The sequence below is a fragment of the Nocardia sp. CA-084685 genome (genome assembly GCF_050955785.1).
Taxonomy (GTDB): domain Bacteria; phylum Actinomycetota; class Actinomycetes; order Mycobacteriales; family Mycobacteriaceae; genus Nocardia.
This window is the reverse complement of sequence record NZ_CP192094.1, coordinates 7,854,992-7,881,905: the sequence shown is the minus strand read 5'-3', so window position 1 is coordinate 7,881,905 and position 26,914 is coordinate 7,854,992. Positions and strand designations below refer to the sequence as shown.

Here is a 26,914-nt window from a genome sequence, read left to right as displayed (position 1 = left end):
GCCGAGATTGGATTGCTCGTTGTCGCAGAGTTCTACGACACCGACGCGCGCGGCTGGGCCGCCGGCAGGCAATGCCCACCGACGGCCCAGTCGCATTCACTGTCAGACGTAGATGAAAGCGATACCGTTACTGGTGCCGCCCGCTGTCGTGGCAGTGATCTGCACCGTCCCTGCCGCCCCCGCCGGGGCCACGGCGGTGATCTGGATGGCGGAGTCGACGGTGAAGGAAGTGGCCGGTGTGCCACCGAAATCCACCGCGGTCGCACCGGTCAGGTCCGTGCCGGCGAGAACGACGATCGTCCCACCAGCGACCGGGCCTACGTTCGGCACCGCCACGGTCAGGCTAGGAACCGCGACATAGATGAACGCGACGCCATTGCTCGTTCCGCCCGGTGTCGTGACGGTCACCTGCACCGTCCCCGCCGCCCCCGCCGGGGCGACGGCGGTGATCTGGGTGGCGGAGTCGACGCTGAACGAGGTGGCCGGTGTCCCACCGAAATCCACCGCGGTGGCTCCGGTCAGGTTCGTTCCGGTGAAGACGACGGTGGTTCCGCCGCTCACCGGGCCCACGTTCGGCACCGCCAGGGTCAGGCTGGGAACCGCGACATAGGTGAAGGAGACACCATTGACTGTTCCACCCGCGGTGGTGACGGTCACCAGCACTGTCCCGGCCGATCCGGCGGGAGCGACCGCGGTGATCTGGGTGGCGGAGTCGACGGTGAACGAGGTTGCCGGTGTGCCACCGAAATTCACCGCCGTCGCGCCGGTCAGATTCGTTCCGGTCAGTACGACGCTGGTTCCGCCGGTAACCGGGCCCACGTTCGGCACTGCCACGGTCAGGCTGGGAACCGCGACGTAGGTGTAGGCGACGCCGTTGCTGGTTCCACCCCCGGTGGTAACAGTGACCAGGACCGTCCCCGCCGTCCCGGCGGGGACAACCGCCGTGATCTGGGTGGCGGAGTCGACGGCGAACACGGCCGGTGTCCCACCGAAACTCACTCCGGTGGCTCCGGTGAGGTTTGTCCCGGTCAATACGACCGTGGTCCCACCGGTCACCGGACCCACGTTCGGCACCACCGCGGTCAAAGTGGGCACCGCGGCATAGATGAACGCGGCACTGTTACTCGTTCCACCCGCGGTGGTAACGGTGACAAGCACCGTCCCCGCCGATCCGGCAGGGGTCACCGCGGTGATCTGGGTGGCGGAGTCGACGGTGAACGAGGTGGCCGGTGTGCCACCGAAACTCACCGACGTCGCTCCGGTCAGAGCCGTGCCGGTCAGCACAACGGTTGTCCCACCGGCCACCGGGCCCACGTTCGGCACCACCGTGGTCAAACTGGGCACGGCGACGTAGGTGTAGGCGACCCCGTTGCTGGTGCCACCGGCTGTCGTGACGGTGACGAGCACTGTCCCGGCCGACCCAGCTGGGACGACCGCGGTGATTTGAGTCGCCGAGTCGACGGTGAACGAGGTTGCCGGTGTGCCACCGAAACTCACCGACGTCGCTCCGGTCAGAGCCGTGCCGGTCAGCACAACGGTTGTCCCACCGGCCACCGGGCCCACGTTCGGCACGATCACCGTCAAAGTGGGAACCGCGATGTAGGTGTAGGCGACGCCGTTGCTGGTGCCACCGGCTGTCGTGACGGTGATCTGCACTGTCCCGGCCGATCCGGCAGGTGCCACCGCGGTGATCTGGGTGGCGGAGTCGACGGTGAACGAGGTGGCTGGTGTGCCACCGAAGCTGACTCCGGTTGCGGCGGTGAGGTTTGTCCCGGTGAGGACGACGGTGGTTCCGCCGGTCACCGATCCGACGTTCGGCACCGCCACCGTCAGGGTGGGAACCGCGACATAGGTGAACGCGACTCCGTTGCTCGTTCCACCCACGGTGGTAACAGTGACCAGGACCGTCCCGGCCGATCCGGCAGGAGCGACTGCGGTGATCTGGGTGGCGGCGTCGACGGTGAACGAGGTGGCTGGTGTGCCACCGAAACTCACCGACGTCGCTCCGGTCAGGGACGTGCCGGTCAGTACGACGGTGGTTCCGCCAGCGACCGGGCCCACGTTCGGCACCGCCACGGTCAGCGTGGGAACCGCGATATAGGTGAACGCGACCCCGTTGCTCGTTCCGCCCGCTGTTGTGACGGTGACGAGCACGGTCCCGGCCGATCCGGCAGGAGCGACCGCCGTGATCTGGGTAGCGGAGTCGACCGTGAACGAGGTGGCCGGTGTGCCACCGAAACTCACTCCCGTTGCGGCGGTGAGGTTTGTCCCGGTCAGTACGACGGTGGTTCCGCCGGTCACCGGGCCCACGTTCGGCACGATCACCGTCAAAGTGGGAACCGCGATGTAGGTGTAGGCGACGCCGTTGCTGGTGCCACCGGCTGTCGTGACGGTGATCTGCACTGTCCCGGCCGATCCGGCGGGAGCCACCGCGGTGATCTGGGTGGCGGAGTCGACGGTGAACGAGGTGGCTGGTGTGCCACCGAAGCTGACTCCGGTTGCGGCGGTGAGGTTTGTCCCGGTGAGGACGACGGTGGTTCCGCCGGTCACCGATCCGACGTTCGGCACCGCCACCGTCAGGGTGGGAACCGCGACATAGGTGAACGCGACTCCGTTGCTCGTTCCACCCACGGTGGTAACAGTGACCAGGACCGTCCCGGCCGATCCGGCAGGAGCGACTGCGGTGATCTGGGTGGCGGCGTCGACGGTGAACGAGGTGGCTGGTGTGCCACCGAAACTCACCGACGTCGCTCCGGTCAGGGACGTGCCGGTCAGTACGACGGTGGTTCCGCCAGCGACCGGGCCCACGTTCGGCACCGCCACGGTCAGCGTGGGAACCGCGATATAGGTGAACGCGACCCCGTTGCTCGTTCCGCCCGCTGTTGTGACGGTGACGAGCACGGTCCCGGCCGATCCGGCAGGAGCGACCGCCGTGATCTGGGTAGCGGAGTCGACCGTGAACGAGGTGGCCGGTGTGCCACCGAAACTCACTCCCGTTGCGGCGGTGAGGTTTGTCCCGGTCAGTACGACGGTGGTTCCGCCGGTCACCGGGCCCACGTTCGGCACGATCACCGTCAAAGTGGGAACCGCGATGTAGGTGTAGGCGACGCCGTTGCTGGTGCCACCGGCTGTCGTGACGGTGATCTGCACTGTCCCGGCCGATCCGGCGGGAGCCACCGCGGTGATCTGGGTGGCGGAGTCGACGGTGAACGAGGTGGCTGGTGTGCCACCGAAGCTGACTCCGGTTGCGGCGGTGAGGTTTGTCCCGGTGAGGACGACGGTGGTTCCGCCGGTCACCGATCCGACGTTCGGCACCGCCACCGTCAGGGTGGGAACCGCGACATAGGTGAACGCGACTCCGTTGCTCGTTCCACCCACGGTGGTAACAGTGACCTGCACTGTCCCGGCCGATCCGGCAGGAGCGACTGCGGTGATCTGGGTGGCGGCGTCGACGGTGAACGAGGTCGCCGGTGTGCCACCGAAACTCACTGCCGTTGCGCCGGTCAGGTTTGTCCCGGTCAGGACGACGGTGGTTCCGCCGGTCACCGATCCGACGTTCGGCACGATCGTGCTCAGCGTCGGGACTGCCACGTAGGTGTAGGAGACACCGTTGCTGGTACCACCGACTGTCGTGACGGTCACCTGCACCGTCCCGGCCGATCCGGCAGGAGCCACCGCGGTGATCTGAGTCGCGGAGTCGACGGTGAACGAGGTCGCCGGTGTCCCACCGAAACTCACCGATGTCGCACCGGTCAAAGCCGTGCCCGTCAGCACGACGGTGGTTCCGCCGGTCACCGATCCGACGTTCGGCACCACCGCGGTCAGGGTAGGCACCGCGATATAGGTGAACGCGACGCCGTTGCTGGTGCCACCTGCGGTGGTAACAGTGACCAGGACCGTCCCGGCGGCCCCTGCTGGGGCGACCGCGGTGATTTGGGTGGCGGAGTCGACGGTGAACGAGGTGGCTGGTGTGCCACCGAAACTCACCGCTGTCGCACCGGTGAGGTTTGTCCCGGTCAGTACGACGGTGGTTCCGCCGGTTACTGATCCGACGTTGGGCACGATCGTGGTGAGGGTGGGGACCGCGATGTAGGTGTAGGAGACGCCGTTGCTGGTGCCACCGACTGTCGTGACGGTTACCTGCACTGTCCCGGCGGCCCCTGCTGGCGCGACGGCGGTGATTTGGGTGGCGGAGTCGACGGTGAACGAGGTGGCTGGTGTGCCACCGAAACTCACCGATGTCGCACCGGTGAGGTTTGTCCCGGTCAGTACGACGGTGGTTCCGCCGGTTACTGATCCGACATTGGGCACGATCGTGGTGAGGGTGGGCACCGCGATGTAGGTGAACGCGACGCCGTTGCTGGTTCCACCGACTGTCGTGACGGTTACCTGCACTGTCCCGGCGGCCCCTGCTGGGGCGACCGCGGTGATCTGGGTCGCGGAGTCCACGGTGAACGAGGTTGCCGGTGTGCCACCGAAACTCACCGATGTCGCACCGGTGAGGTTTGTCCCGGTCAGCACGACGGTGGTTCCGCCGGTCACTGATCCGACGTTGGGCACGATCGTGGTCAGCGTGGGGACCGCGATGTAGGTGTAGGAGACGCCGTTGCTGGTGCCACCGACTGTCGTGACGGTTACCTGCACTGTCCCGGCCGATCCGGCGGGAGCCACCGCGGTGATCTGGGTGGCGGAGTCGACGATGAACGAGGTCGCCGGTGTGCCACCGAAACTCACCGATGTCGCACCGGTCAGGTTTGTCCCGGTCAGCACGACGGTGGTTCCGCCGGTCACTGATCCGACGTTGGGCACGATCGTGGTCAGCGTCGGGACCGCGATGTAGGTGTAGGAGACGCCGTTGCTGGTGCCACCGACAGTCGTGACGGTTACCTGCACTGTCCCGGCCGATCCGGCGGGAGCCACCGCGGTGATCTGGGTGGCGGAGTCGACGATGAACGAGGTCGCCGGTGTGCCACCGAAACTCACCGATGTCGCACCGGTCAAAGCCGTGCCCGTCAGCACGACGGTGGTTCCGCCGGTCACTGATCCGACATTGGGCACGATCGTGGTCAATGTGGGGACCGCGATGTAGGTGTAGGAGACGCCGTTGCTGGTCCCCCCCACTGTCGTGACGGTGACGAGCACCGTCCCGGCCGACCCTGCTGGGGCGACTGCGGTGATTTGGGTGGCGGAGTCGACGGTGAACGAGGTGGCTGGTGTGCCACCGAAACTCACCGATGTCGCACCGGTGAGGTTTGTTCCGGTGAGGACGACGGTGGTTCCGCCGGTCACCGATCCGACGTTCGGCACGATCGTGGTCAGCGTCGGCACCGCGACATAGGTGTAGGAGACACCGTTGCTGGTACCACCGACTGTCGTGACGGTCACCTGCACCGTCCCGGCCGATCCGGCAGGAGCCACCGCGGTGATCTGAGTCGCGGAGTCGACGGTGAACGAGGTCGCCGGTGTGCCACCGAAACTCACCGATGTCGCACCGGTCAGGGCCGTGCCCGTCAGCACGACGGTGGTTCCGCCGGTCACCGATCCGACATTGGGCACGATCGTGGTCAAGGTGGGGACCGCGATGTAGGTGTAGGCCACGCCGTTGCTGGTTCCACCTGCGGTGGTAACAGTGACCAGCACGGTCCCAGCCGCTCCGGCAGGAGCCACGGCGGTGATCTGGGTCGCGGAGTTCACGGTGAACGAGGTTGCCGGTGTGCCACCGAAACTCACTCCCGTCGCACCGGTCAGGTTTGTCCCGGTGAGGACGACGGTGGTTCCGCCGGTCACTGATCCGACATTGGGCACGATCGTGGTCAAGGTGGGTACCGCGATGTAGGTGTACGAGACGCCATTGCTGGTGCCACCCGCGGTGGTGACAGTCACCTGCACCGTCCCGGCCGAATGAGCGGGAGCGACGGCGGTGATCTGGGTGGCGGAATCGACCGTGAACGAGGTCGCTGGTGTGCCACCGAAACTCACTCCCGTCGCACCGGTCAGGTTTGTCCCGGTGAGAACTACCGTGGTTCCGCCGGTCACCGATCCGACATTGGGCACGATCGTGGTCAAGGTGGGCACAGCGACGTAGGTGTAAGCGACACCGTTACTGGTTCCACCGGCTGTCGTGACGGTTACCTGCACCGTCCCGGCCGAATGAGCGGGAGCGACGGCGGTGATTTGGGTCGCGGAGTTCACGGTGAACGAGGTGGCTGGTGTGCCACCGAAACTCACCGCGGTCGCGCCGGTCAGGGCCGTGCCGGTCAGCACGACCGTGGTTCCACCGGCGACCGGACCCGTGTTGGGCACGATCGTGGTCAAGGTGGGTACCGCGATGTAGGTGTAGGAGACGCCGTTGCTGGTGCCACCCGCCGTGGTGACAGTCACCAGCACCGTCCCGGCCGAATGAGCAGGAGCCACCGCGGTGATCTGGGTGGCGGAGTTCACGGTGAACGAGGTGGCTGGTGTGCCACCGAAACTCACCGATGTCGCACCGGTCAGATTTGTCCCGGTCAGCACGACGGTGGTTCCGCCAGCGACCGGACCCGTGTTGGGCACGATCGTGGTCAAGGTGGGCACCGCGACGTAGGTGTAGGAGACGCCGTTGCTCGTGCCGCCCGCCGTCGTGACCTTGACCTGCACGGTCCCGGCCGAATGGGCGGGAGCGACGGCGGTGATCTGGGTGGCGGAGTTCACGGTGAACGAGGTGGCTGGTGTGCCACCGAAACTCACCGAGGTCGCACCGGTCAGGTTTGTCCCGGTCAGCACGACCGTGGTTCCGCCGGTCACCGATCCTGCCGTGGGCGTGATGCTGGTCAGGGTAGGTACCGCCGCGTAGGTGTAGGCGACGCCGTTACTGGTTCCGCCCGAGCCGGTGACGGTCACCTGCACGGTCCCGGCCGAATGGGCGGGAGCGACGGCGGTGATCTGGGTAGCGGAGTTGACGGTGAATGTCGTTGCGGTCGTGCCGAACCGGACGGTCAACGGGCCGGTGAATCCGGTGCCGGTGATCGTCACATTGTTCCCACCGGAAGTGGGTCCGGCGGTCGGGGAGATGGAGGTGATGGTCGGAACGACGACATAGACGTAGGTAACCGCGTTGCTGGTGCCACCCGGTCCGGTGACCGTGACCGTGACGATCCCGGTGCCCGCCGGGGTGACGGCGGTGATCTGCGTGTCGGAATTCACGGTGAACGAAGTCGCCGGTGTGCCACCGAAATTCACCGCGGTGACTCCCGTCAGGCCCGACCCGGTGAGCGTGACCGTCGTTCCGCCCGCGGTCGACCCCTGGCTGGGGCTGATGCTGCTCAAGGAAGGAACCGCGAGATAGGTGTAGGAGACACCGTTACTGGTACCCGCCGAGGTGGTAACAGTGACCTGGACAGTACCGACCGAGCCCGCGGGGGCGACCGCAGTGATCTGCGTCGGTGAATCCAGAGTGAAAGTCGTTGCGGTAGTGCCGAACCGGACGGTAGTGGGACCGGTGAACCCCGTACCGGTGATCGTGACGCTGGTTCCCCCTGTCGTGGGTCCCGAGGTCGGGGAGATAGACGTGATCGTAGGCACGATGCATGCCTCCTTGCTGCTGTAATTCCTGTAATGCAACTGAGCGGTTGCCCGAGTTGCTGTGGCGGCCCGCAACTTCCATTAACGTCCCTGAAACACGTCGTGGACCGACCTGAGGCGTTCGGTTTCGTCCGTTATCCGATTTCCGTCGCCTGCCGAAGATCTGGAGACTTCCGTTCGGGTTCGGCAACCTCTACCGGCACTGCGTCCGATAGCCGTGATGCAAGCGACATCGCAGCCGTTGGGTATCACACCGCGCCGGTAGCATCGAGGCCTGCGCCGCAACGGGTTTCGTCATCGGTGCGACCACTCACCGGCGGTGCTCCGATGCGATCACCGTGCGGATTCCGTGTGTATACCCCTCGAAGCCGACACCACCGCAACTGGCAGCCGGGACGCCGCCGCACTACGTCCGACCGCGTGCGCAATGACATCGTCGGTGAGCCGTCGAAGGGTGCGTCGATTCCGGATATTTCGACAATCCGAATTCCGTACGTAATTTCCGATGCACCCGAGAATCGGTTGCTGTCGAACCATCATTTCGCACGGGCACAGCGTGATTGAGACCCGCGCTTTACGGATGCGCTATTCGGCCGAGTGGAAATAGTTACTTGGCGTTCGTCCCGGTGCGGCTTCGCCCGGTTCGAGGCGCGGTCCGCGCCGCGATCGCACCACCGCCGAACCATCGGCCGCAGCGCCGCACTGTCATTCGGGCTCGCGGCCGCTCGAAGGGCGCACACACTGCCGGATCACGCGGGAAACCCTCTGCCCATGGGAATTTCCCGGGCTTGCCGCGGTCGGTCGGGCTCGGTCCGGTTATGCCGCCGGCTAATGACTTGCACCGGAAAATGAATTACCGGACGGGAGGCAAGATCTAAATGTGAAAACGGACGAAAACGGATCAGAGATGCATTGCCCTACAACAGAGTAGGAGGCTTACTGGAAGTAGCCATCCAGTGCAGTCGGGGAATCACCATCGCGGCAAAGGAGCCAGCGTCATGCCTACCGTCACCTCCCGCTCTCCGACATCGGGGCCCACATCGAGAGACGCGAACGTTCTGTGATGGGTATCGACTTCACCGGTCCTTTGATCGCGCGATGCGGTACTACCCCGACCACCTTCACCATCGACTCGGATAGGTAGGTCACCGCCATCGCGCCTGCGGGACGGTGCAGGTCACCGGCCCCGCGGCGGGACTCGGCAACGGTGGCTGTAACGTTGCAATACCTGCCGTGAACAGCACCAGTCCCATCCAAGGGCCTGTCGCAGGCGGTGCTACAGCCCAGCCTCACCGGGACAGGACTGTCGGCCGCCACTGCGATCGCTTTCGTCGGCAGTATTGCGGGCTACCGTGTTGATCATCGACCCGGACTGCAGCTTTGCGCTCGCCCCGGCCGGGAGGGGACGGTACAGCTCACCGTGGCCACGGTGGGTGAGATCGGTAACAGCGTCTCCTACACCATGTCCGAGCGGTACTGCGTCCGGGCGGTCACCGGACAGCGTTGCTGGCCCGTGCGAGCCGCGGTTGTAGATCGAGTCGCCGCCACCAGGGCGGTGATTTCAGGGGTAAGGGGGTTTCATTGGCTACCGTTCTGAAGATGCTGCTGGCGCAGCAGCATCTCAAAAGCCACTCGGATTTCCTGGCGGCGTACGATAGGTTCGCCGCACAGCTGGATCCTCCCATTCCCCCTGGTTACGGGCCCGCGAAGACGCAGTTCTACCAGTGGCTTTCGGGCGGGATGGTCGGGCTTCCCCGCGACTACCATTGCCGGGTGCTGGCCAGAATGTTCCCTGGCTGGACGATCGAGAGCTTGTTTCAGATGGCGGGTGCCGCACCGGTCGCCGGTCGAGCGAACGAGTTGGAATCTCCCGGAACGGATATCGAGCTCGAGGCATTTCTCGGGGCCGAGATGATCACCAGCGGGATTACTCTCGTGTACCCGACCTTCGAACTACCACTGCGGCCACTGCATGCACTCGATTCGGTCGAGGCTCCCTATGGGTGCGCATTCGGGAAGGTTCGCGCATTCGCGGCTGATCATCGCTCGGATGTGTTGGCTGCCTTACCGGAGAAGGAAGTTCGCGGGCTGCTGTACGTATTTTCTGTGCTCCAGCGCCACACTGGCATTTTGACTGAGATTCGGAGTGACCGGGACATCGTTGCGAACAGCGACCGCCCCTATATCAGCTTTGGACTGACTTGCAACGACTGCACACGTATGTACCTCGAAAGCGTCGAGCGTCCCCTTTTCACTCTCAATGTCACCAGTGCCGAAGGCGGTTCCCGTTTCGAGCAATTGGAGTTGACGGACGGTAGTCGGTATGACTCGAGCGGAGATCACAGTATTGGCGTCATCGCGCGGGTGCGACCCAGCCCGGTTCTGCACCCCGACCGATACTGGATATTCTGCGCGGGCTTGGGCCCGCGTGGTACCACCGGGGCAAGCTGGTATCTCGCCAACTCCTGGAGTCCCTTGCAGCGACGTGCCGGTGATCACGAGTTCGTCGCAGTGGTCGGCGTCGATGAGGACTCCGACGATACCGCCCATTTGGAGCATGTGCTGATCGAATCGGGATGATGACGCGCAACTGGTATTGCGTTGTGTTTCACCCGGTTTCGCGTCCCAGGCATGTTCATTCGTCGGCAATCGTAGATGACGCCTGAATAACAACGCCGGGCCGAATCACTCTGCGGAAGAATGGATTCGGCCCGGCGCTTGATCGGTGAAACTATGCGGTCGGCTCGAAGGCCTCGGCGACGATTTCGGCTTGTTCCACCGCGTGGACCTTCGACGAACCCGAGGAGGGGGCCGACATGGCGCGGCGGGAGATGCGGCGGAGCTTGGTGAAGCGCTCCGGAAGCAGCTCGGGCAGGTTCAGGCCGAAGAACGGCCAAGCGCCCTGGTTGGCCGGTTCCTCCTGGACCCAGGCGATATCGGTCGCATTCGGGTAGCCAGCCAGTGCCTCGTTGAGGCGGAACTTGGGCAGCGGGTAGAGCTGCTCGATGCGGACGATGGCGACGTCTTCGCGCTTCTGCTTGGCCTTCTCGGCGACGAGTTCGTAGTAGAGCTTGCCGCTGGTCAGCAGGACCCGCTTGACCTTGTTGCGGTCGCCGATGCCCTGTTCGTAGGTGGGCTCGTCGAAGACCGAGCGGAACTTCGATTCGGTGAAGTCCTTCAAGTCCGAGACCACGGCCTTGTTGCGCAGCATCGACTTCGGGGTGAAGACGATCAGCGGGCGGCGGATGCCGTCCAGTGCGTGGCGGCGCAGCAGGTGGAAGTAGTTCGCCGGGGTGGACGGTACGGCGACCGTCATCGAACCCTCGGCGCACAGCTGCAGGAAGCGCTCGATGCGACCGGAGGTGTGGTCCGGGCCCTGACCCTCGTGACCGTGCGGCAGCAGCAGCACGACCTCCGACAGCTGACCCCACTTGGCCTCACCGGAGGAGATGAACTCGTCGATGATGGACTGCGCGCCGTTGACGAAGTCACCGAACTGCGCCTCCCACAGCACGAGTGCGTCCGGGTTGCCCAGCGAGTAGCCGTATTCGAAGCCGACGGCGGCGTATTCGCTCAGCGCCGAGTCGTGCACCGCGAACCAACCCGGGTTGGAGCTGCCGATGTTGTGCAGCGGGGTGTATTCCTCGGCTGTCTTGCGGTCGATGATCACCGAGTGACGCTGGGTGAAGGTGCCGCGACGCGAATCCTGACCGGTCAGACGCACCGCGCGACCCTCATCGATCAGTGTGCCGAAGGCGAGCAATTCGGCGAAGGCCCAGTCGACCTTGCCCTCGTAGGCCATTTCGCGGCGCTTCTCCAGCACCGGCCTGACGCGCGGGTGCACATTGAAGCCGTCCGGCACGCCGAGGAAGGCGTCGCCGATGCGCTGCAGCACGGCCTTGTCCACGGCCGTCACGACCGTCGCTGGCACCTGCTGGTCGTCCTCGACCGATTCACTCGGTTCCGGTGTGTACTTCTCCAGTTCCCTGACTTCGTTGAAGACCCGCTCCAGCTGACCCTGGTAGTCACGCAGCGCGTCCTCGGCCTCTTTCATGGAGATATCGCCACGGCCGATCAGGCTCTCGGTGTATGCCTTGCGCACCGAGCGCTTGGTGTCGATGACGTCGTACATGTACGGCTGGGTCATCGACGGGTCGTCGCCCTCGTTGTGGCCACGACGCCGGTAGCAGATCATGTCGATCACGACGTCCTTGCGGAACTTCTGGCGGAAGTCCACCGCCAGGCGCGCCACCCAGTCGCAGGCCTCGGGGTCATCACCGTTCACGTGGAAGATCGGCGCGCCGATGAACTTCGCGATGTCGGTGGAGTATTCGGTGGAGCGGCTGTTCTCCGGTGCGGTGGTGAAGCCGATCTGGTTGTTCACCACGATGTGGATGGTGCCGCCGACGCGGTAACCGCGCAGGCCCGACAGGTTCAGCGTCTCCGCGACCACACCCTGACCCGCGAATGCGGCGTCACCGTGCAGCATCAGCGGCATGACCGAGAAGCCCTCGGGCCCGTCGCCCTTGTTCAGCAGGTCTTGCTTGGCACGCACCAGACCCTCGAGCACCGGGTCGACCGCCTCCAGGTGCGAGGGGTTGGCGGTGAGCGAGACCTCGATCTCGTTGTCGCCGAACATCTGCAGGTAGGTGCCGCGCGCGCCGAGGTGGTACTTCACGTCGCCGGAGCCGTGCGTGGCCGCCGGGTTCATATTGCCCTCGAACTCGGTGAAGATCTTCGAGTACGGCTTGCCGACGATATTGGCGAGCACGTTGAGGCGACCGCGGTGCGGCATACCGATGACGACCTCGTCGAGCGAATGCTCGGCGGACTGGTCGATCACGGCATCCATCATCGGGATGACGGCCTCGGCGCCCTCGAGCGAGAAGCGTTTCTGCCCGACGTATTTGGTCTGCAGGAAGGTTTCGAAGGCCTCCGCCGCGTTCAACCGGTTCAGGATGTACTTCTGCTGTGCGACAGTCGGCTTGACGTGCTTCTGCTCGACGCGCTCCTGAATCCATTGCAGCTGCTCGGTTTCCAGGATATGGGTGTACTCCACACCGACGTGGCGGCAGTAGGCATCGCGCAGCACCGAGAGCACATCGCGCAGCTTCATCCGTTCCTGGCCGTGGAAGCCCGCCACATCGAAGGCGCGGTCCAGGTCCCAGAGGGTGAGGCCGTGTTGGGTGACATCGAGGTCCGGATGGCTGCGGAACTTGTCCTTGACCAGCCGCAGCGGATCGGTGTCGGCCATCAGGTGGCCCCGGTTGCGGTAGGCGGCGATCATCTCGAGCACGCGGGTGCTCTTGTCGACGCCGCGCTCCTTGACGTCCTTGCGCCAGCGCACCGGCTCATACGGCACGCCGAGGCCGTGGAAGATCTCGTCGTAGAACTCGTCGCTGATCAGCAGGTTGTGGATGGTGCGAAGGAAGTCGCCGGATTCCGCGCCCTGGATGATGCGGTGGTCGTAGGTCGAGGTCAGGGTCATCAGCTTGCCGACGCCGAGCTCGTTGATGCGCTCATCGCTCATGCCCTGGAATTCGGCCGGGTACTCCATCGCGCCGGCGCCGACGATCGCGCCCTGACCCGGCATCAGTCGCGGCACCGAGTGCACGGTGCCGATGGTGCCCGGGTTGGTCAGCGAGATGGTCACGCCGGTGAAGTCGTCGATGCCGAGTTTGCCGTCACGGGCGCGGCGCACGATGTCCTCGTAGGCGGTGTGGAACTGCCCGAAGGTCATGGTCTCGCAGCCCTTGATGGCCGCGACGACCAGCGAGCGGCTGCCGTCCTTACCCGCCAGGTCGATGGCAAGTCCGAGGTTGGTGTGTGCGGGGGTCACCGCGTTCGGCTTGCCGTCGATCTCGGCGAAGTGCCGGTTCAGATTCGGGAACGACTTGACCGCCTGCACGATCGCGTATCCGAGCAGGTGGGTGAAGGAGATCTTGCCGCCGCGGGTGCGGGCCAGGTGGTTGTTGATGACCAGGCGGTTATCGATCATCAGTTTCGCCGGAATGGCGCGCACGCTGGTCGCGGTCGGGATCGTCAGGGACGCCGACATGTTCTTGACCACGGCGGCGGCCGGTCCGCGCAGGACCTTCGCCTCGTCGGCCGCGGTGTCCGCGGGCTTCGGCGCGCCGGAGGTGGGCGCGGCATTCGAGGTCGGCGCGGGAGTCGTCTGCGGCGCGCGGGCGGTGGGCTTCGCGGGAGCGGGAGGCGCGGGAGCGGGAGGCGCGGGAGGCTTGGGCGCGGCGGGCGCGGGTGCCGGGGCGGGGGTCGCCGCGGCCGGGGTCGCCTTCACCGACGCGGGAGCCGGTGCCGGGTTGGCCACCTGCGCGGGTGCGGCCGCGGGCGCGGCGCTGTTAACTGAATCACCCGCGACTTCGGGCGTGTAATCGGCGAGGAACTCGTGCCAACTTTCATCGACGGAAGATGGATCCTGTTTGTACTTTTGATACATCTCATCGACTAGCCACTGGTTCTGTCCGAACTGGGAAGTTGAGCTGCTCACAGCAGGTGTTCGCCTCATTTCGTTCTTCGCGCTGCGACGTTTGTGACGTGCCCGGCACGGGGATCAGCGGATGCGCGCCGATGCGCCCTCTCTGAGGATAGGCCCAGCAGCAAATCAGTGAATCGACTGACCACCGGACAAACGTGATCCCAAAGATGACGACCCGTCCTCAGTCGAGAATATTCCCCCCGTTTCGCTGGCCGCCGCCCAGAGCTGGGCATAGCGGCCACCGGCCGCAACCAACGTGTCGTGCGGTCCGATTTCGGCGATTCGCCCGCGTTCCACGACGGCGATCCGATCGGCTCGCGCGGCGGTTCCCAAGCGGTGCGCCACCACGACGGTGGTGCGGCCGCGAGTCAGCGATCGGCTTGCTACCAGCACCGATGCCTCGGTCTCCGGATCGAGGGTGGCGGTGGCCTCGTCGAGCAGCAGCAGATCCGGACGGACCAGTTCGGCTCTGGCCAGTGCGATCATTTGGCGTTGGCCCGCCGAGAGGCCGCGGCCACGCTCACCGATCGGGTGGCGCATGCCCTGCGGTAGCGCGGCGATCATGTCGGCCGCACCGACGGCGGTGGCGGCCGCCGCGATCTCGGCTTCGGTGGCGCAAGGTTTCCCGAATGCAATGTTGCTGGCGACATCGCCGGTGAAGAGGTGAGCTTCCTGGGGGACGATGCCGAGCCGGGCGCGGTAGTCGGTGAGGCGGTAGTCGCGGATGTCGATGTCGTCGACCGCGATCGCGCCATGGGCGTCGCGCGGCAAGTCGTAGAGGCGGGCCAGCAACTTGACGATGGTGGATTTGCCCGCGCCGGTCGGTCCGACCAGGGCCAACGTGGATCCGGCCGGAATCCGCAGCGAAACTCCGTCGAGGGCGGGTTGCTCGGTGCTCGGATAGTGGAATCGGATGTCGTCGAGGACGACCTCGCCGCGCAGTCCGTGGTCGATGGCGATCGCGTCCGGTGGATCGGCGGCGATGGAGGACGGGGTGCGCAGCAGGTCGCCGATGCGGCGCAGTCCGACGCGCGCCTGCTGGTAGCCGTCGAAAACCTGGGACAACTGCAGGATCGGGCCGAAGAGCAGCTGCAGGTAGAGCACGAAGGCGATCAATGTGCCCGCGGTCGTGGTGGCGTCGGCGACTTCGCGCGCGCCGAAGTACACGACCGCGGCCAGCGCCAGATCGGCCCATGCGATGACGAAAGCGAAGTACATCGCGATCGCGCGCTGGGCGCGCATCCGACTGGCGCGGTAGCGATCGGAGTATTCGGCGAAGCGGCGGGCGGCGATCGGCTCGTGCCGGTTGGCCTGAACGGCGCGCAGACCGGCGACGTTTTCCTGGAAATCCGCATTGACGGTCGAGACGTGTTCGCGCGAGACGGTGTAGGCGGTGGAGGAGACGCGGCGGAACAGCGCTGTCGCCACCAGCAGCGGGGGAAGTGCGATCAATACCACCGCGGCCAGCGAGGTATCGATGACCAGTAGCGCCACCGCGATGCCGACCAGGGTGAGCATGCCGATCAGGGTGGTGGCGACGCCGGTTTGCAGGAAGGTCGACAGTGCGTCCACGTCGGTGGTCATCCGGGTCATGATGCGACCGGACAACTCGCGCTCGTAGTAGTCCAATCCCAGCCGTTGCAGATGGGCATAGCTGCGCACGCGCAGGCCGTAGAGGACGCGTTCGCCGGTGCGGGCAGTGAGGATGGTGGTCGCCGCGCCCACCGCGAGATTGAGTACCACCAAGACCGCGCCGAGCACTCCGGCTCTGGCGAGTACGCCCGAATCATGGCCGCTCACGCCGGAATCGATGGCGTAGCGCACGATCGGTGGGAAGGCGACGCCGATGAGGGTGTCCAGTGCGAGCAGCGTGATGACGGTCAGGACCAACCAGCGCACCGGGCGCAGGAGGCGAGCGAGCCGGAATCCGGGATCTGGCTTGCGCAGCCGCTCATCGTCCGAGCCGGGTTGTTCGGTGGCCGGTGGCAGGCGTTCGATGGTGCGGCGCAATTCGGGGGTTTCACTGAGATCGGCTGCGGCGCCGGAGAAGCCACCTGGACCGCTGGTGCCGGTGGGGCGCTTGGTATCAGCTGACGCTGGGGTAGCAGCGACTGTGGCTTCGTCATTGGCGTATGGGACCGGGCCGGGAAGCCGGATCACCCGATCCGCATGCGCAAGTGTCGATTCCCGATGCGCCAAGATCAATGTCGTGCGCCCGCCCGCATCGGCCAGTTTCTCGAAGATGGTCGCCTCGGTCACCGCGTCGACCGCGGAGGTCGCGTCATCGAGTACCAGAATCCGTGGCTGCGCCAATAGCGCTCTGGCCAAAGCGATTCGCTGCCGCTGCCCGCCGGAGAGTGTCAATCCGCGTTCACCGACAACGGTGTCGTAGCCGTCCGAGAGTTCGGTGATGAACTCGTCGGCCGCGGCAAGCTTTGCGGCATAGCGGATTTCGGCATCGGTTGCCGCTGGTCGACCGAGGCCGATGTTGGCGGCGATGGTGTCGGAGAACAGGAACGGATCGTCGAAAACCACCCCGATCGCGCTCCGGAGATCGGTCGCACGCAGATCTGCGATATCCACGGCCTCGGCATTTCGCGGGTCTGCCCGCACCGGCGAGCCGTACGCGGGGCCGCCGAGCTGTGGAGCGACTGGTGCTGCCGAAGGCGAGTCGGCGGTATCGGCGGTTCGGTTCTTCGCAACGGCGAACTCACCTGCGGTGGTGCCCAGTTCGGTGCCGAAGAGGCGGATGCTACCGGAGTCGGGGGCGTAGAAGCGGGGCAGAAGTAGTGACAGCGTTGACTTCCCGGAGCCCGCGGGGCCGATGATGGCGACGGTTTCGCCGGGCTGCACGGTCAAGTCGAGCTCACGCAAGATGGGCTGTGCGGGATCGAATCCGAAAGTCAGCGAATCGATGTCGAAACCCAGAGGCCCATCGGGAAGCTCGGCAGGGGCAGGCGGGTCGGCGATCTCGGGGGCCGCGTCGATGACCTGATAGACGCGCTCGGCCGCGGCCCTGGTCAGCTGGGCCATGATCACCACTGACGACATGGTTCGGGTGGTCACGGTCATGGTCGTGACATACGCGGAGAAGGCGAGAAATGTGCCGATACCGATAACGTCGTGCAGCGCGAGTAGTCCGCCGACAACGATCACCGCGACCAGCCCGGCTTGCGGAATCGTGGTCACCACGGGTGCGAAGCGCGCATTGATCTTGGCCGCGCGCATTCGCTCGGCGTAGAGAACGCGCCCGTGCGACTCCAGCACGCGCACCATCCGAGCTTCCTGCCCGAAGCCCTTGACCACGCGCACGCCGGTGACGGTCTCTTCTACATGTTGCGCGACCTCGGCAGCGCGTTGCTGCGCCGACCACGTCGCCGCGTACAGGCGCGGCCGCATCCGATACACCAGCACCGCGATGGCGGGGACAACCAGCAGTGCGACGGCGGCCAGCGGCGGCGACAGCCACACCATGACGGCGGCGGCCAGCAGGAACTCGAGCAATGCCAGCCCGGACAGTGGCGTCATCGCCAAAAGCCCCTGCACCAACTGCAGATCCGTGATCGAGCGCGACACCACCTGTCCGGTGCGCAGCGCGTCCTGTCCGACGCCGTCGAGTCGTTGCAATGAGGCGAGCAGACTGACACGTAACGAGTGCTGCACATCGAGGGAAAGTCGTCCGGCCAACATACGGCGTCCGAAGGCAGCCGAGAACCGGCCTAGTGCGACGAGGGCGAGCAGGGCCGCAACGGTCCCGATGACGGAGGTATCACCGACTCCGGCCGCATCAACCGCCCGCTTGGTCAGCAGCGGCGCCGAGATCTCGACCATCGCTCCGGCCGCCAAAGCGATCGCGATACCCGTGACCGTGCCCCGGTGGCTCCGGCACTCGGACCACAGTCTGCGCATCCAACCCATACCGCGCTCGGTCACTCCGCTGCTCACCCGTCTTGTCGTGCTGTCCCGACGGTAATGACACGTGCCGCACCGTTGTTTGTTCCCCGCCGCCGGGGCGGCGTCAGATGTCGCTGGTGCGGAGCAACCACCAGGCCCCGCCCGCGGCGGCGATCGTCCAGAGAATGAGGACCACCAAGGCGGCGGGGGTGGGTGCCAGGAAATCGCTGTCTTTGAAGGATCCGACGGCGACGGTGCTGACGGTGGCGGAACCGGGCAGGACGGCGACCACTCCGGCGAGGCCGATCGCCTTGGCGACCACCCAGGTCAACGGTTCGATGATCACCAGCCAGCCGAGCATCGCCGCGACCGCGGTGGTGGAGGTGCGCAGCAGCAATCCCAGACCGGCCCCGATCAGGGACCAGCAGACCGCGGCGAGCAGACCGCCGCCGAGAACCGCCAGCAAGCGCACTCCGAAGTCGAATTTGCCGCGGCCGAAACCGAGCAGACAGGCGAAGGCGATGAGTTCGACGACGAAGGTCGCCGCCAAGGCGAAACCCGCGGTGACGAGGAATTTCGCGGCGGCCAGGCGATCCCGGTCGGGGGTGAACACGGCGGTGGACGATATTGTCGCGTAACGATATTCGGCGCCCGCACCGGCCGCACCGAAGGCACCGGCCAGCACGATCGCGGCCGCGAGACCGATATAGAGCCCGATGGTCGCCGCGCCCGTGGCCGGATTGGATTTCGGATCGGCGGGTCCGGCCAGCAGTGCGGTCACCGTGCTCGCGACGAGGGCGATCGCGGGGATCAGTGCGGCCAGGATTCGGCTCGCGCGCAGCGTGCTGACCTTGCGGACCTCGGAGTTGACGGCCGGAACGAGATCCGGAGGCAGAACAGCGATCATCGTGGAATCCCATAGGGGGTCGGTTGCTGCGGTGCGATCCCGGCATAGGGGGCGGGCTGGGGCGGGCGGGCCGGTTTGACCAGCGAGGCGAGCACTCGGTCCGGGTGGATCTGATCGGCGGCGATATTGTCCACGCGCACATTGGCCGCCGTCGCCGCCGCACGGATCTGCTCTTCGGTCGCCTCGGCAACGGCCAGGCGTCCGTCGGGACGGATCACCGCATCGGTGAAGCCCTGTGCCGCCAACATCGTCGCGAGTGCGATCGGGGTCGATGCGGCGACGACCAGGCGATCGGGATGACCGCGCCGTAGCCTAGCGGGTGTCCCCTGGTAGACCACCGAACCCTCGCTCACGACAATGATGTTGTCCGCCATGGGAATCACATTCGCCAGGCTTTCGCTGGAAAACAGGACCGAGCCACCACGGCGGGTGTGTCGCCGCAGTAGGTCGGCCAGCCAGGCGTGTTCCGCCGCATCGAGACCGGCCAGGGGCTCATCGAGAATCAGCAGCTGCGGGTCGCCGAGCAGCGCGGTCGCCAGGGCCAGCCGGGTCTGCGATCCGGGCGACAGCTCGCCCGCCCGCGTCTTCGCCGAGTCACCGAGGCCGACCACCTGGATCACCTCGTCGACCCGCGGGTCCCCGACCCCGGCGGCCGCCGCATAGATCAGCAGATGATCACGCGCGCTTCGAGCCGGATGCAGCCCTCGCGGCTGCAACATGGCGCCGACGACGACCGCCGATCCGTCGCGCCGGGAACCCGGCCCGCCGACCGCGGCGGTTCCGGAAGTCGGCTGGAGCAGCCCGAGCAGAATCCGCAGAATCGTCGTCTTACCCGCGCCCGCCGGACCAACCAGGGCGGCGGTGGTCCCGGACGGCACGGTGAAACTCACGTTTTCGACCGCGGTGACCAGGTTGTAGCGCTTGGTCAGGCCGCGAACGGAGAAGGCGAGCGGTCGGCCCGCGCTCATCGCGGCGTGGTCGGGGGTTGCGGCTTGCCCGGATCCAGGGCCGGCAGCGGATCGGCATCGATGACGAGCTGCCGATCGGCGGGCCAGGTCACCGGCGCGGGACCGAATGCCTTGCGCGCATTGTTGATCGTGGTCTTGCCGAGTGTCCGGTTGCCGACGCCACCGATCACCGCGCCGATGCCGGCGGGCACCACCTTGCCCGCCATCAATGCCGCCCGCTTGGTGACGAAGCGGATGATGAATCGCTTGAGCAGCGAATCGTTCATGCTCGATAGCCCGGGAATCCTGTTGGCGAACAGTGTGCCCCAGTTCTTCGCCGAATGACCGACCGTCTTCTCGACGATCTCCATCCCGCTCTCGCCGAGCACGACCGCGAGCACCAGCGCCCGCCGCGTCTCCTTGTCCTCCGGGGAGATGCCGTGCACGGCCGCGACGGCCAGCGTGAACACCGCGGACGCCTCCATGAAGAAGGTCGTCTCGGCACTGACCGCCGCGAGTGCCGCGATCGTGCCGACGCCGGGCACCGCGGCTGTCGCGCCGACCGCACCGCCACTGCTGGTGACCGCGAGTAGGTACTGGTGCTCGAGCCGCTCGATGATCTGCGCGGGACTCTCCGCCGGGTGCGAACGGCGCAGCCGGTCGACGTACTTGGCGACCGCGGGCGCCTGCAGGCGCGACCCGGTATCGAGTAGCTGGACCACCGTCTTCTCGAACGTGCCTTTGAACACGGCGATATCCTCCTCTTCCGCCCGTACGCAACGACCTTATTGCACCGACCGCTATCGGCTCGTCATGACAACGATGTACCCGCTCGGCCGGGTTCCCAGCGTGTCGGTTCCATCACGCCGGTTCGCGCAGCGCGGGGACCCGCTCGGTGAGTGGCGGCGGTGGCGGCGGGGTGCCGTCGCCGAATGGCCTGCCGCCCAGCGCTTCTCGGCCGTGCGGGGCCAGCAGGTCGGTCAGATCCGGGCCCTTCGGCACGATCTGGGTCGGGTTGATATCGGCGTGCACCACGTAGTAGTGCTTCTTGATCTGCCCGAAATCGACGGTGTCGCCGAATCCGGGTGTCTGGTAGAGATCACGCACATAGGCCCACAGCACCGGCATTTCGCTCAGCTTGCTGCGGTTGGTCTTGAAATGGCCGTGGTAGACCGGATCGAAGCGGATCAGCGTGGTGAACAGCCGGACGTCGGCCTCGGTAATGGTGTCGCCCACCAGGTAGCGCTGGGTGGCGAGCCGATCGGAGAGCCAGTCCAATCGGGCGAAGAGCCGATCGTAGGCCGCCTCGTACGCTTCCTGCGTTCCGGCGAAGCCGCACCGGTAGACGCCGTTGTTGACATCCCGGAAGACGGCCAGGTTCACCTCGTCGATCTCGGCCCGCAGCTCCCGCGGATACAGCTGCGGCGCGCCGGGGCGATGGTATTCGGTCCACTCGCTGGAGAAGTCGAGCGTGATCTGCGCGTAGTCGTTGGTCACCACCTGCCCGGTGGGAACGTCCACGAGTGCGGGAACCGTGATGCCGCGCGGATAGTCAGGGAATCGCGCAAGGTACGCATCACGCAAGCGGGGGATGCCGAGCACCGGATCCACCCCGCCGGGATCCAGATCGAAGGTCCAGCTGAGCTTGTCGTGTGTCGGCCCGCAGAGCCCGAGCGATAGGACGTCTTCCAGCCCGAGCAGCCTGCGCACGATCAGTGTGCGATTGGCCCACGGACAGGCCCGCGCCGCAACCAGCCGATAGCGCCCCGGCTCGACCGGATACCCGTCGCGGCCGTCGGCGGTGATGCGTGTGGTGATGTAATTCGTATCCCGGTTGAACTCACCGGGCTCGACGTAGGAGCCGTTTTCCGATACCGACTTGGTCACTCGCCTAGTCTGGCAGATCGACGCCTTAGTCTTGCCGGATGAGTGATACGAAGGCCACCAGGCTGACCCGGGAAACCACCGACGGCGGCGCCGAAGTCGCGACGCTCACCCTGGCCAATCCGCCGCTGAATCTGTTCGATCGGTCGATGTTGGACGCGCTCGTCGAGGATCTCGCCGAGCTCTCGGACAACCCGCCGCGCGCGGTGCTGCTGCGGGCCGAGGGCAAGGTGGTCTCCGGCGGCGTCGACGTGCACGTCTTCGACGGGCTCCTCGCACCCACCCCGCCGAGTCCATCGGATGCCATCCCCTCAGCGGTCGAGCGGGGCGCTGAACTGTGGCGCGCCCTGTTCGCGCAGATCATCCATCCGCTGGAAGCGCTTCCGTGTCCGGTGGTCTTCGCCGCGCATGGCCTCACCCTGACCGCCGCCTTCGAAATGGCCCTGGCCTGCGACATCATCCTGGCCGCGCCCAAGGCGAGATTCGGTCTGGTGGAAACGGTCGTCGGTCTGACACCGTCGATGGGCGGTCCGCAGCGACTGGCCGAGCGTGCCGGTTCGGGCCGCGCTCGCGAATTCGTGATGACCGGTGACCTCTACGACGCCGCGACCATGGCCGAATGGGGCGTGGTCAACGCCGTCCACGACGATGTCGACGCCGCGGCAAAGGAATTGACGGCTCGCCTGGCCGATGGCCCCACCCGGGCACATGCCGCGACGAAACAGATCATCGAGGCATGGCGATCGGGCGGTGTGGCGCATGCGGATTCGGTGACGCCGGAGGTGTCCGGCGCGCTGTTCGATACGGCGGATCTGCGCGGCGCGGTGCGCAGCTTCCTGGAGGTGGGACCGGGGAAGGCGACCTACACCGGCCGATGACAGCCGGGACACGTTCCTCTCCTATGCCAGCGAAATTGTGACTCGCGTCATATAGTCGCAAGAGCCTGCGGGCTCGAGGCGCGTGCGGAGGACTCATGTCGCAGTTTCTGGTCGAATATCCACTCAACCGTCCGCAGGCTTGCGACGCCCCGCTGGCCCGCGGCGCCGATGGGGTGCTGCGCTACGGCAACCTCACCCCGGCGCTGACCGAACTATTGGATCTGCAGGTGCATGCCTTCTCGACCAGGGAGGCGGTGGTGGAGATCGGCGGCCCCCGGCTGAGCTATCGGGAGCTGTGGCATCGCGCCTCCCGCATCGCGGGTGGCCTGCAAGAACACGGCATCGGCTTCGGCGACCGGGTCGCCATCCACATGCCGACGGGCGTGCGCTGGGTCCAGGCCTTCCTCGGTGCGCTGCTCAGCGGCGCGGTTCCGGTGTTGGTGCACGACGGACTGCCCGATGCGGTGGCCGAGCGGGTGATGGCCGACAGCAGTACCGATTTCGTACTCGGCGGCGGCAGTGACGAGCTGCCCGACGGCGCCGCCTTCATCGATGACGGTGCGGCCCTGAGCGATCTTGCGCTGCTCTGCTACACCAGCGGCACGGGAGGCTGTCCGGCCCATGCCACCGTCGCGCCCAAGGGCGTCGAGCTGACCAACGAGAATCTGCTCTCGGCAATCCGTTCTGTCGTCGCGGCGATGGCTCTACCGACCGATGGGTTGCGCAATCTGGTGCTGTTACCGCTGGCACATGCCAGCGGCTGTGTGGACCAGTTGCTGCCGACCTTCGCCGTCGGCGGCACCGTCGTCCTCGCCCCGGATAGTCGCTGTCTCGCGGAAACCATTGTCTCCGAACGGATCGATATGGTTTCCGCGACACCGCGCATCTTCGCCCGCCTGCTGCCCGAACTCGCGGCGCTGCGCAGTGCGGGACTGCGCACCGAGGGCATCGTGCGGGTCAGCAATGCGGGCCATCGCGGCGAACGCGCCGCCGATCGTACCGATCCCGCTGATCTGGTCGCGCCGCTGCGGGACATGTTCCCGGCCGCGCGGCAGTGGTCGGTCTGGGGCGCGACCGAAACCAGCGGCATCGGCTTGGTCGTCGATCACGAGACCGACACCGCACCAGGCGCCGATCCGGTGCTCGGATTCCCCTTCGGCGGTACCGAATTGGCGCTGTGGGGGCCGCGGGCGCAGTCGGGCCACGGCGAATTGCTGTGTCGCGGACCGAATGTGACCCATCGCTACTGGAACGATCCGGTGGCCACCGCCGACCGCTTCACCGGAAGTTGGTTCCACACCGGCGATCAGGTCAGCATCGATGCCGACGGTCTGGTCCGACGCGAGCAAGCGCCGGCCGGGTGACTCACTCGAGTAGGCGATCGCGCAGCCGCGAGCGCAGGTCCGCGGTGAACCCGATGGCGGTCAGGTAGGTCTCGAAATCACCGTGGCGTTCGTGCGCCGCGTCCGTCGCGATGCGCAGGTAGTCCTCCCGCACGCCGAGGATGTCGATGGAAAGTTCCACTCCCGCAGTGAGTTTCGGTGCCATCATGGCGCGCAGCGCCGGGACGGCGTCATTGCTGGCCATGAAGTCGGCGAGTACATCGGCCTCGCCGATCGCGACCGCGCGCAGCAGTGAAGCGATCGCCCAGCCGGTCCGGTCCTTACCTGCCGCACAGTGCACCAGCACCGCACCCTCGCCGTTGGCGATCGTCTCGGCGATGGTGATGATCGCGGTATTCGCCTCGGGCAGGGTCGGGAAGTACCGGTAGACCTCGAGCATGTGCGTGAATGCGGAGCCGGTCTGCGCATCGTGCGGCGGCGCCTCGGCCATCCGGGAATCGAATGGTGTGACAGTCAGTCGCACGCCCTCGGGCAGATTATCGTGGCCGATGTGCTCGATCTCGCGCGGCCCGCGCAGATCGAAGACCTCGGTGACGCCGAGCTCACGCAGGATCGCGTGTCCGGGCAGATCGAGTCCGCTCAATTGGGCCGAGCGCAACAGCACGCCGGGGCGGATGCGCGCGCCATCGACGGTGCGCAGACCGCCGAGATCGCGGAAGTTGAACGTGCCGGTCAGATAGAACTGGTCGGCCGAGGGCGAGAGAGTCACCGGTCCAGGCTAGCTACCTCGCGGTGTCGGCACGGTGTCGATCGCGGAACCGTCGATCGTCCAGTTTGCGAGGTGTTGGTGTGGGATCCGCCACAAAGTGCCAGGGCGGTACCGTTACGTACCGTAGTCTGCTCAATGGTCTATCGTGCGCGCGGCGGACGCGAGAGTGACGCCCTGGGAGGCGATTCCAGTGAACTCCGCTCGATCGCGGCGGGATCCCGTTTGGGTAACAAAACATTCTTCCAGTCTGGAAATACCCAACGAAGCCGTTCTTAAAACCTGGAAACCCTCTACGATTGATGAATGTTGGACTGGGCAACCAGGAAATTCCCTAACGCGGGATTCGTGAGAGTCGCCTGTCGTGTTCAGCGCGCCGCGCCGACGAAGGTGCGCGAGTTCTTTCCTCGAGGGAGTCGTCGTTGAGCGTACGTGGAGAAATAGCGGCGGTCAGGCTGCGGCCGACCATCTGCGAGGCCGTGGAGAAGGCGGCCGCCTCGCTCGATTTCACCGGAGTGCGAGCACTTCGGGTGCTGCTGCATGCTGGTGTGAGTGCGTACTGGCCGCTGGTCAAGGCGGCTCCGGCCAAGCAGGCCCGCAGGTACGAGGCGACCGCGCATCAGCTGGCCGAACGGTGGGAGGCGCAGACCGACTGTGTCGCCGACCCGCAGGCCACGGCCCTGTTCCGGGAGATGGACTCCGAGGTCGCAAGCTTCCTGGACCTGTGTGCCGACCGTTCGGGCGCGCAGTGGTTGGAGCCGACGGATGCCATCGCGGCCTACGCGGTCTCGGTGCTTCAGGGCACCGTGCTGCGCTGGCTCGCGGATTGCAATGACGAAACGATGCTGGTGGTACTCGACGACCTGGTCAGCAGCCTGGCCACCCGGGCCGCCGAAGTCTGATCCCGCAATACTGGACGTTTGACCAGTTTGGTGGTTGAGTGGGTCTGGTGACCGACACGTCGCCGATTGTCGCCCTGCATGCGGCCACCGCCGAGCTGGACCCGCCGCTGGCCGCCCTCGACCTGACCGCACTCCGTGCCAACGCCGCTGACCTGGTCCGTCGTGCGGGTGGGGTGCCCATCCGAGTCGCGAGTAAATCGGTGCGCTGTCGCGCGGTGCTCGAGGAGGTGCTCGGCTCCGGGCTCTGCGCGTCCGGCGGCTTCGCGGGCATCATGTCCTACTCGTTGGCGGAGGCCATCTGGCTGGTCCGCCTCGGCGCGCGCGATGTGCTGCTCGGCTATCCGACCGTAGACCGTGCGGCGCTCGCCGAACTCGCCACCGACGACACGCTGCGCCGATCCATCACGTTGATGGTCGACGATCTCGCGCAGCTGGACCTGATCCGGGCCGCGGTCGGCACCGATCTGGTGCGACCGCGGATCTGCCTCGATGTGGACGCTTCGCTGCGGATCGGGCCGCTGCACTTGGGCGTTCGGCGCTCACCGGTGCGCACCCCGGAACAGGCCGCCGCGCTCGCGCGCGAGGCGATGAACCGTGGGTTCGACGTGGTCGGCGTGATGACCTATGAGGCGCAGATCGCCGGGCTACCCGACTCCAATATCGCTGTGCGCCTGGTGAAGCGGGCCTCGGCGGCCGAAATCGGCAAGCGGCGCGGGCAAGTTCTGGACGCGGTGTGCTCTGTGGTCGGCAAGTTGGAGATCGTCAATAGCGGCGGTTCCGGATCCATCGAGGTCAGCGTCACCGATCCGGATGTCACCGAGGTGACCGCGGGCTCCGGACTGTATGTGCCGACGCTCTTCGATCACTATCGCGCCTTCACCCCGATGCCTGCGCTGTTCTTCGCCACTTCGGTGCTGCGCAAGCCGACTCCGTCCATCGCGACGGTCTTCGCGGGCGGTTACATCGCCTCCGGTCCGACCGGGGCGTCGCGGGTGCCGAAGCCGGTGTGGCCCACCGGTTTGCGGCTGCTCGGTACCGAGGGCGCCGGCGAGGTGCAGACTCCGCTGTCCGGAGCCGCCGAACTGCGGATCGGCGACCGCGTGTGGTTCCGGCATGCCAAGGCGGGGGAGTTGTGCGAGCGGTTCAACCAGATCCATCTGATCGATGGTGCGGGCACGCGGACGACAGTGCCCACTTATCGCGGTGAAGGCAACTGCTTCGGCTGAACCGGCTGCTAATTGTGAATTGCGCGAGCCCGCAATTTCAAGATCGAATTCCATTAAAAGAACCAACCGGTTCGGATTGATTATTTCGGTCACAAACCGACCGAATGCTGA

At 66.2% G+C, this 26,914-nt stretch carries 13 protein-coding genes; 5 read left to right on the top strand and 8 right to left on the bottom strand.

Translation table 11 applies throughout. The features are described 5' to 3' along the window. Nucleotides 1–102 precede the first annotated feature (102 nt). Complete coding sequence (locus tag ACQP2U_RS35085; RefSeq protein WP_433711439.1) at nt 103–7,560, bottom strand: IPT/TIG domain-containing protein; 7,458 nt, start codon at nt 7,558–7,560, stop codon at nt 103–105. A 1,599-nt stretch (nt 7,561–9,159) separates the two neighbouring features. Here ACQP2U_RS35085 and ACQP2U_RS35080 point away from each other — a divergent pair. Further along, entirely contained in the window at nt 9,160–10,140 is a 981-nt protein-coding gene (locus ACQP2U_RS35080) for a hypothetical protein (RefSeq protein ID WP_433711438.1), read from the top strand. A 151-nt stretch (nt 10,141–10,291) separates the two neighbouring features. Here the strand turns inward: ACQP2U_RS35080 and ACQP2U_RS35075 are convergent, their stop codons facing one another. The 6 genes from ACQP2U_RS35075 to ACQP2U_RS35050 all read right to left on the bottom strand — a co-directional run bounded on the left by ACQP2U_RS35075 (nt 10,292) and on the right by ACQP2U_RS35050 (nt 21,691). Beyond that, complete coding sequence (locus ACQP2U_RS35075) at nt 10,292–14,086, bottom strand: multifunctional oxoglutarate decarboxylase/oxoglutarate dehydrogenase thiamine pyrophosphate-binding subunit/dihydrolipoyllysine-residue succinyltransferase subunit (protein ID WP_433711436.1); 3,795 nt, start codon at nt 14,084–14,086, stop codon at nt 10,292–10,294. 96 nt (nt 14,087–14,182) lie between these two features. Then, a complete protein-coding gene (locus tag ACQP2U_RS35070) occupies nt 14,183–17,974 on the bottom strand; it encodes an ABC transporter ATP-binding protein (RefSeq protein ID WP_433716682.1) in 3,792 nt (1,263 codons plus the stop codon). A gap of 100 nt (nt 17,975–18,074) precedes the next feature. After that, nucleotides 18,075–18,857: an ABC transporter permease gene (locus ACQP2U_RS35065; protein ID WP_433711434.1), complete on the bottom strand. Its 783-nt coding sequence runs from the start codon at nt 18,855–18,857 to the stop codon at nt 18,075–18,077. Further along, nucleotides 18,854–19,825, bottom strand: a complete 972-nt coding sequence (locus tag ACQP2U_RS35060; RefSeq protein WP_433711432.1) for an ATP-binding cassette domain-containing protein — start codon at nt 19,823–19,825, stop codon at nt 18,854–18,856. The genes ACQP2U_RS35065 and ACQP2U_RS35060 overlap by 4 nt, the downstream gene beginning before the upstream one ends. After that, nucleotides 19,822–20,553 (bottom strand): hypothetical protein, encoded by a 732-nt coding sequence (locus tag ACQP2U_RS35055; RefSeq protein WP_433711430.1) that lies wholly within the window; start codon nt 20,551–20,553, stop codon nt 19,822–19,824. Before ACQP2U_RS35055 ends, ACQP2U_RS35060 begins: the two co-directional genes overlap by 4 nt. Nucleotides 20,554–20,665: 112 nt before the next feature. Beyond that, nucleotides 20,666–21,691, bottom strand: a complete 1,026-nt coding sequence (locus ACQP2U_RS35050) for a glutathione S-transferase family protein (RefSeq protein ID WP_433711429.1) — start codon at nt 21,689–21,691, stop codon at nt 20,666–20,668. Between the two features lie 38 nt (nt 21,692–21,729). Here ACQP2U_RS35050 and ACQP2U_RS35045 point away from each other — a divergent pair, with 38 nt between their 5' ends. Beyond that, nucleotides 21,730–22,566, top strand: a complete 837-nt coding sequence (locus ACQP2U_RS35045; RefSeq protein WP_433711428.1) for an enoyl-CoA hydratase/isomerase family protein — start codon at nt 21,730–21,732, stop codon at nt 22,564–22,566. A 95-nt stretch (nt 22,567–22,661) separates the two neighbouring features. Then, nucleotides 22,662–23,930: a class I adenylate-forming enzyme family protein gene (locus ACQP2U_RS35040; protein ID WP_433711426.1), complete on the top strand. Its 1,269-nt coding sequence runs from the start codon at nt 22,662–22,664 to the stop codon at nt 23,928–23,930. Between the two features lies 1 nt (nt 23,931). Here ACQP2U_RS35040 and ACQP2U_RS35035 read toward each other — a convergent pair whose 3' ends face one another. After that, entirely contained in the window at nt 23,932–24,678 is a 747-nt protein-coding gene (locus tag ACQP2U_RS35035; RefSeq protein WP_433711424.1) for a tyrosine-protein phosphatase, read from the bottom strand. Nucleotides 24,679–25,097: 419 nt separating this feature from the next. Between ACQP2U_RS35035 and ACQP2U_RS35030 the strand changes: the two genes are divergently transcribed. Both ACQP2U_RS35030 and ACQP2U_RS35025 read left to right on the top strand, forming a co-directional pair. Then, entirely contained in the window at nt 25,098–25,577 is a 480-nt protein-coding gene (locus tag ACQP2U_RS35030; protein WP_397036024.1) for a TetR family transcriptional regulator, read from the top strand. Between the two features lie 38 nt (nt 25,578–25,615). Continuing rightward, nucleotides 25,616–26,803 carry an amino acid deaminase/aldolase gene (locus ACQP2U_RS35025; protein WP_433711422.1) on the top strand — a complete coding sequence of 396 codons (1,188 nt, stop codon included), beginning with the start codon at nt 25,616–25,618 and terminating at the stop codon, nt 26,801–26,803. Nucleotides 26,804–26,914: the final 111 nt, after the last annotated feature.

Coding starts and splice junctions, on each gene's coding strand:
- ACQP2U_RS35080 (WP_433711438.1), top strand. CDS start 9,160: ATGCTGCTGGCGCAGCAGCATCTCAAAAGCCACTCGGATTTCCTGGCG.
- ACQP2U_RS35075 (WP_433711436.1), bottom strand. CDS start 14,086: ATGAGGCGAACACCTGCTGTGAGCAGCTCAACTTCCCAGTTCGGACAG.
- ACQP2U_RS35070 (WP_433716682.1), bottom strand. CDS start 17,974: ATGGGTTGGATGCGCAGACTGTGGTCCGAGTGCCGGAGCCACCGGGGC.
- ACQP2U_RS35065 (WP_433711434.1), bottom strand. CDS start 18,857: ATGATCGCTGTTCTGCCTCCGGATCTCGTTCCGGCCGTCAACTCCGAG.
- ACQP2U_RS35060 (WP_433711432.1), bottom strand. CDS start 19,825: ATGAGCGCGGGCCGACCGCTCGCCTTCTCCGTTCGCGGCCTGACCAAG.
- ACQP2U_RS35045 (WP_433711428.1), top strand. CDS start 21,730: ATGAGTGATACGAAGGCCACCAGGCTGACCCGGGAAACCACCGACGGC.
- ACQP2U_RS35040 (WP_433711426.1), top strand. CDS start 22,662: ATGTCGCAGTTTCTGGTCGAATATCCACTCAACCGTCCGCAGGCTTGC.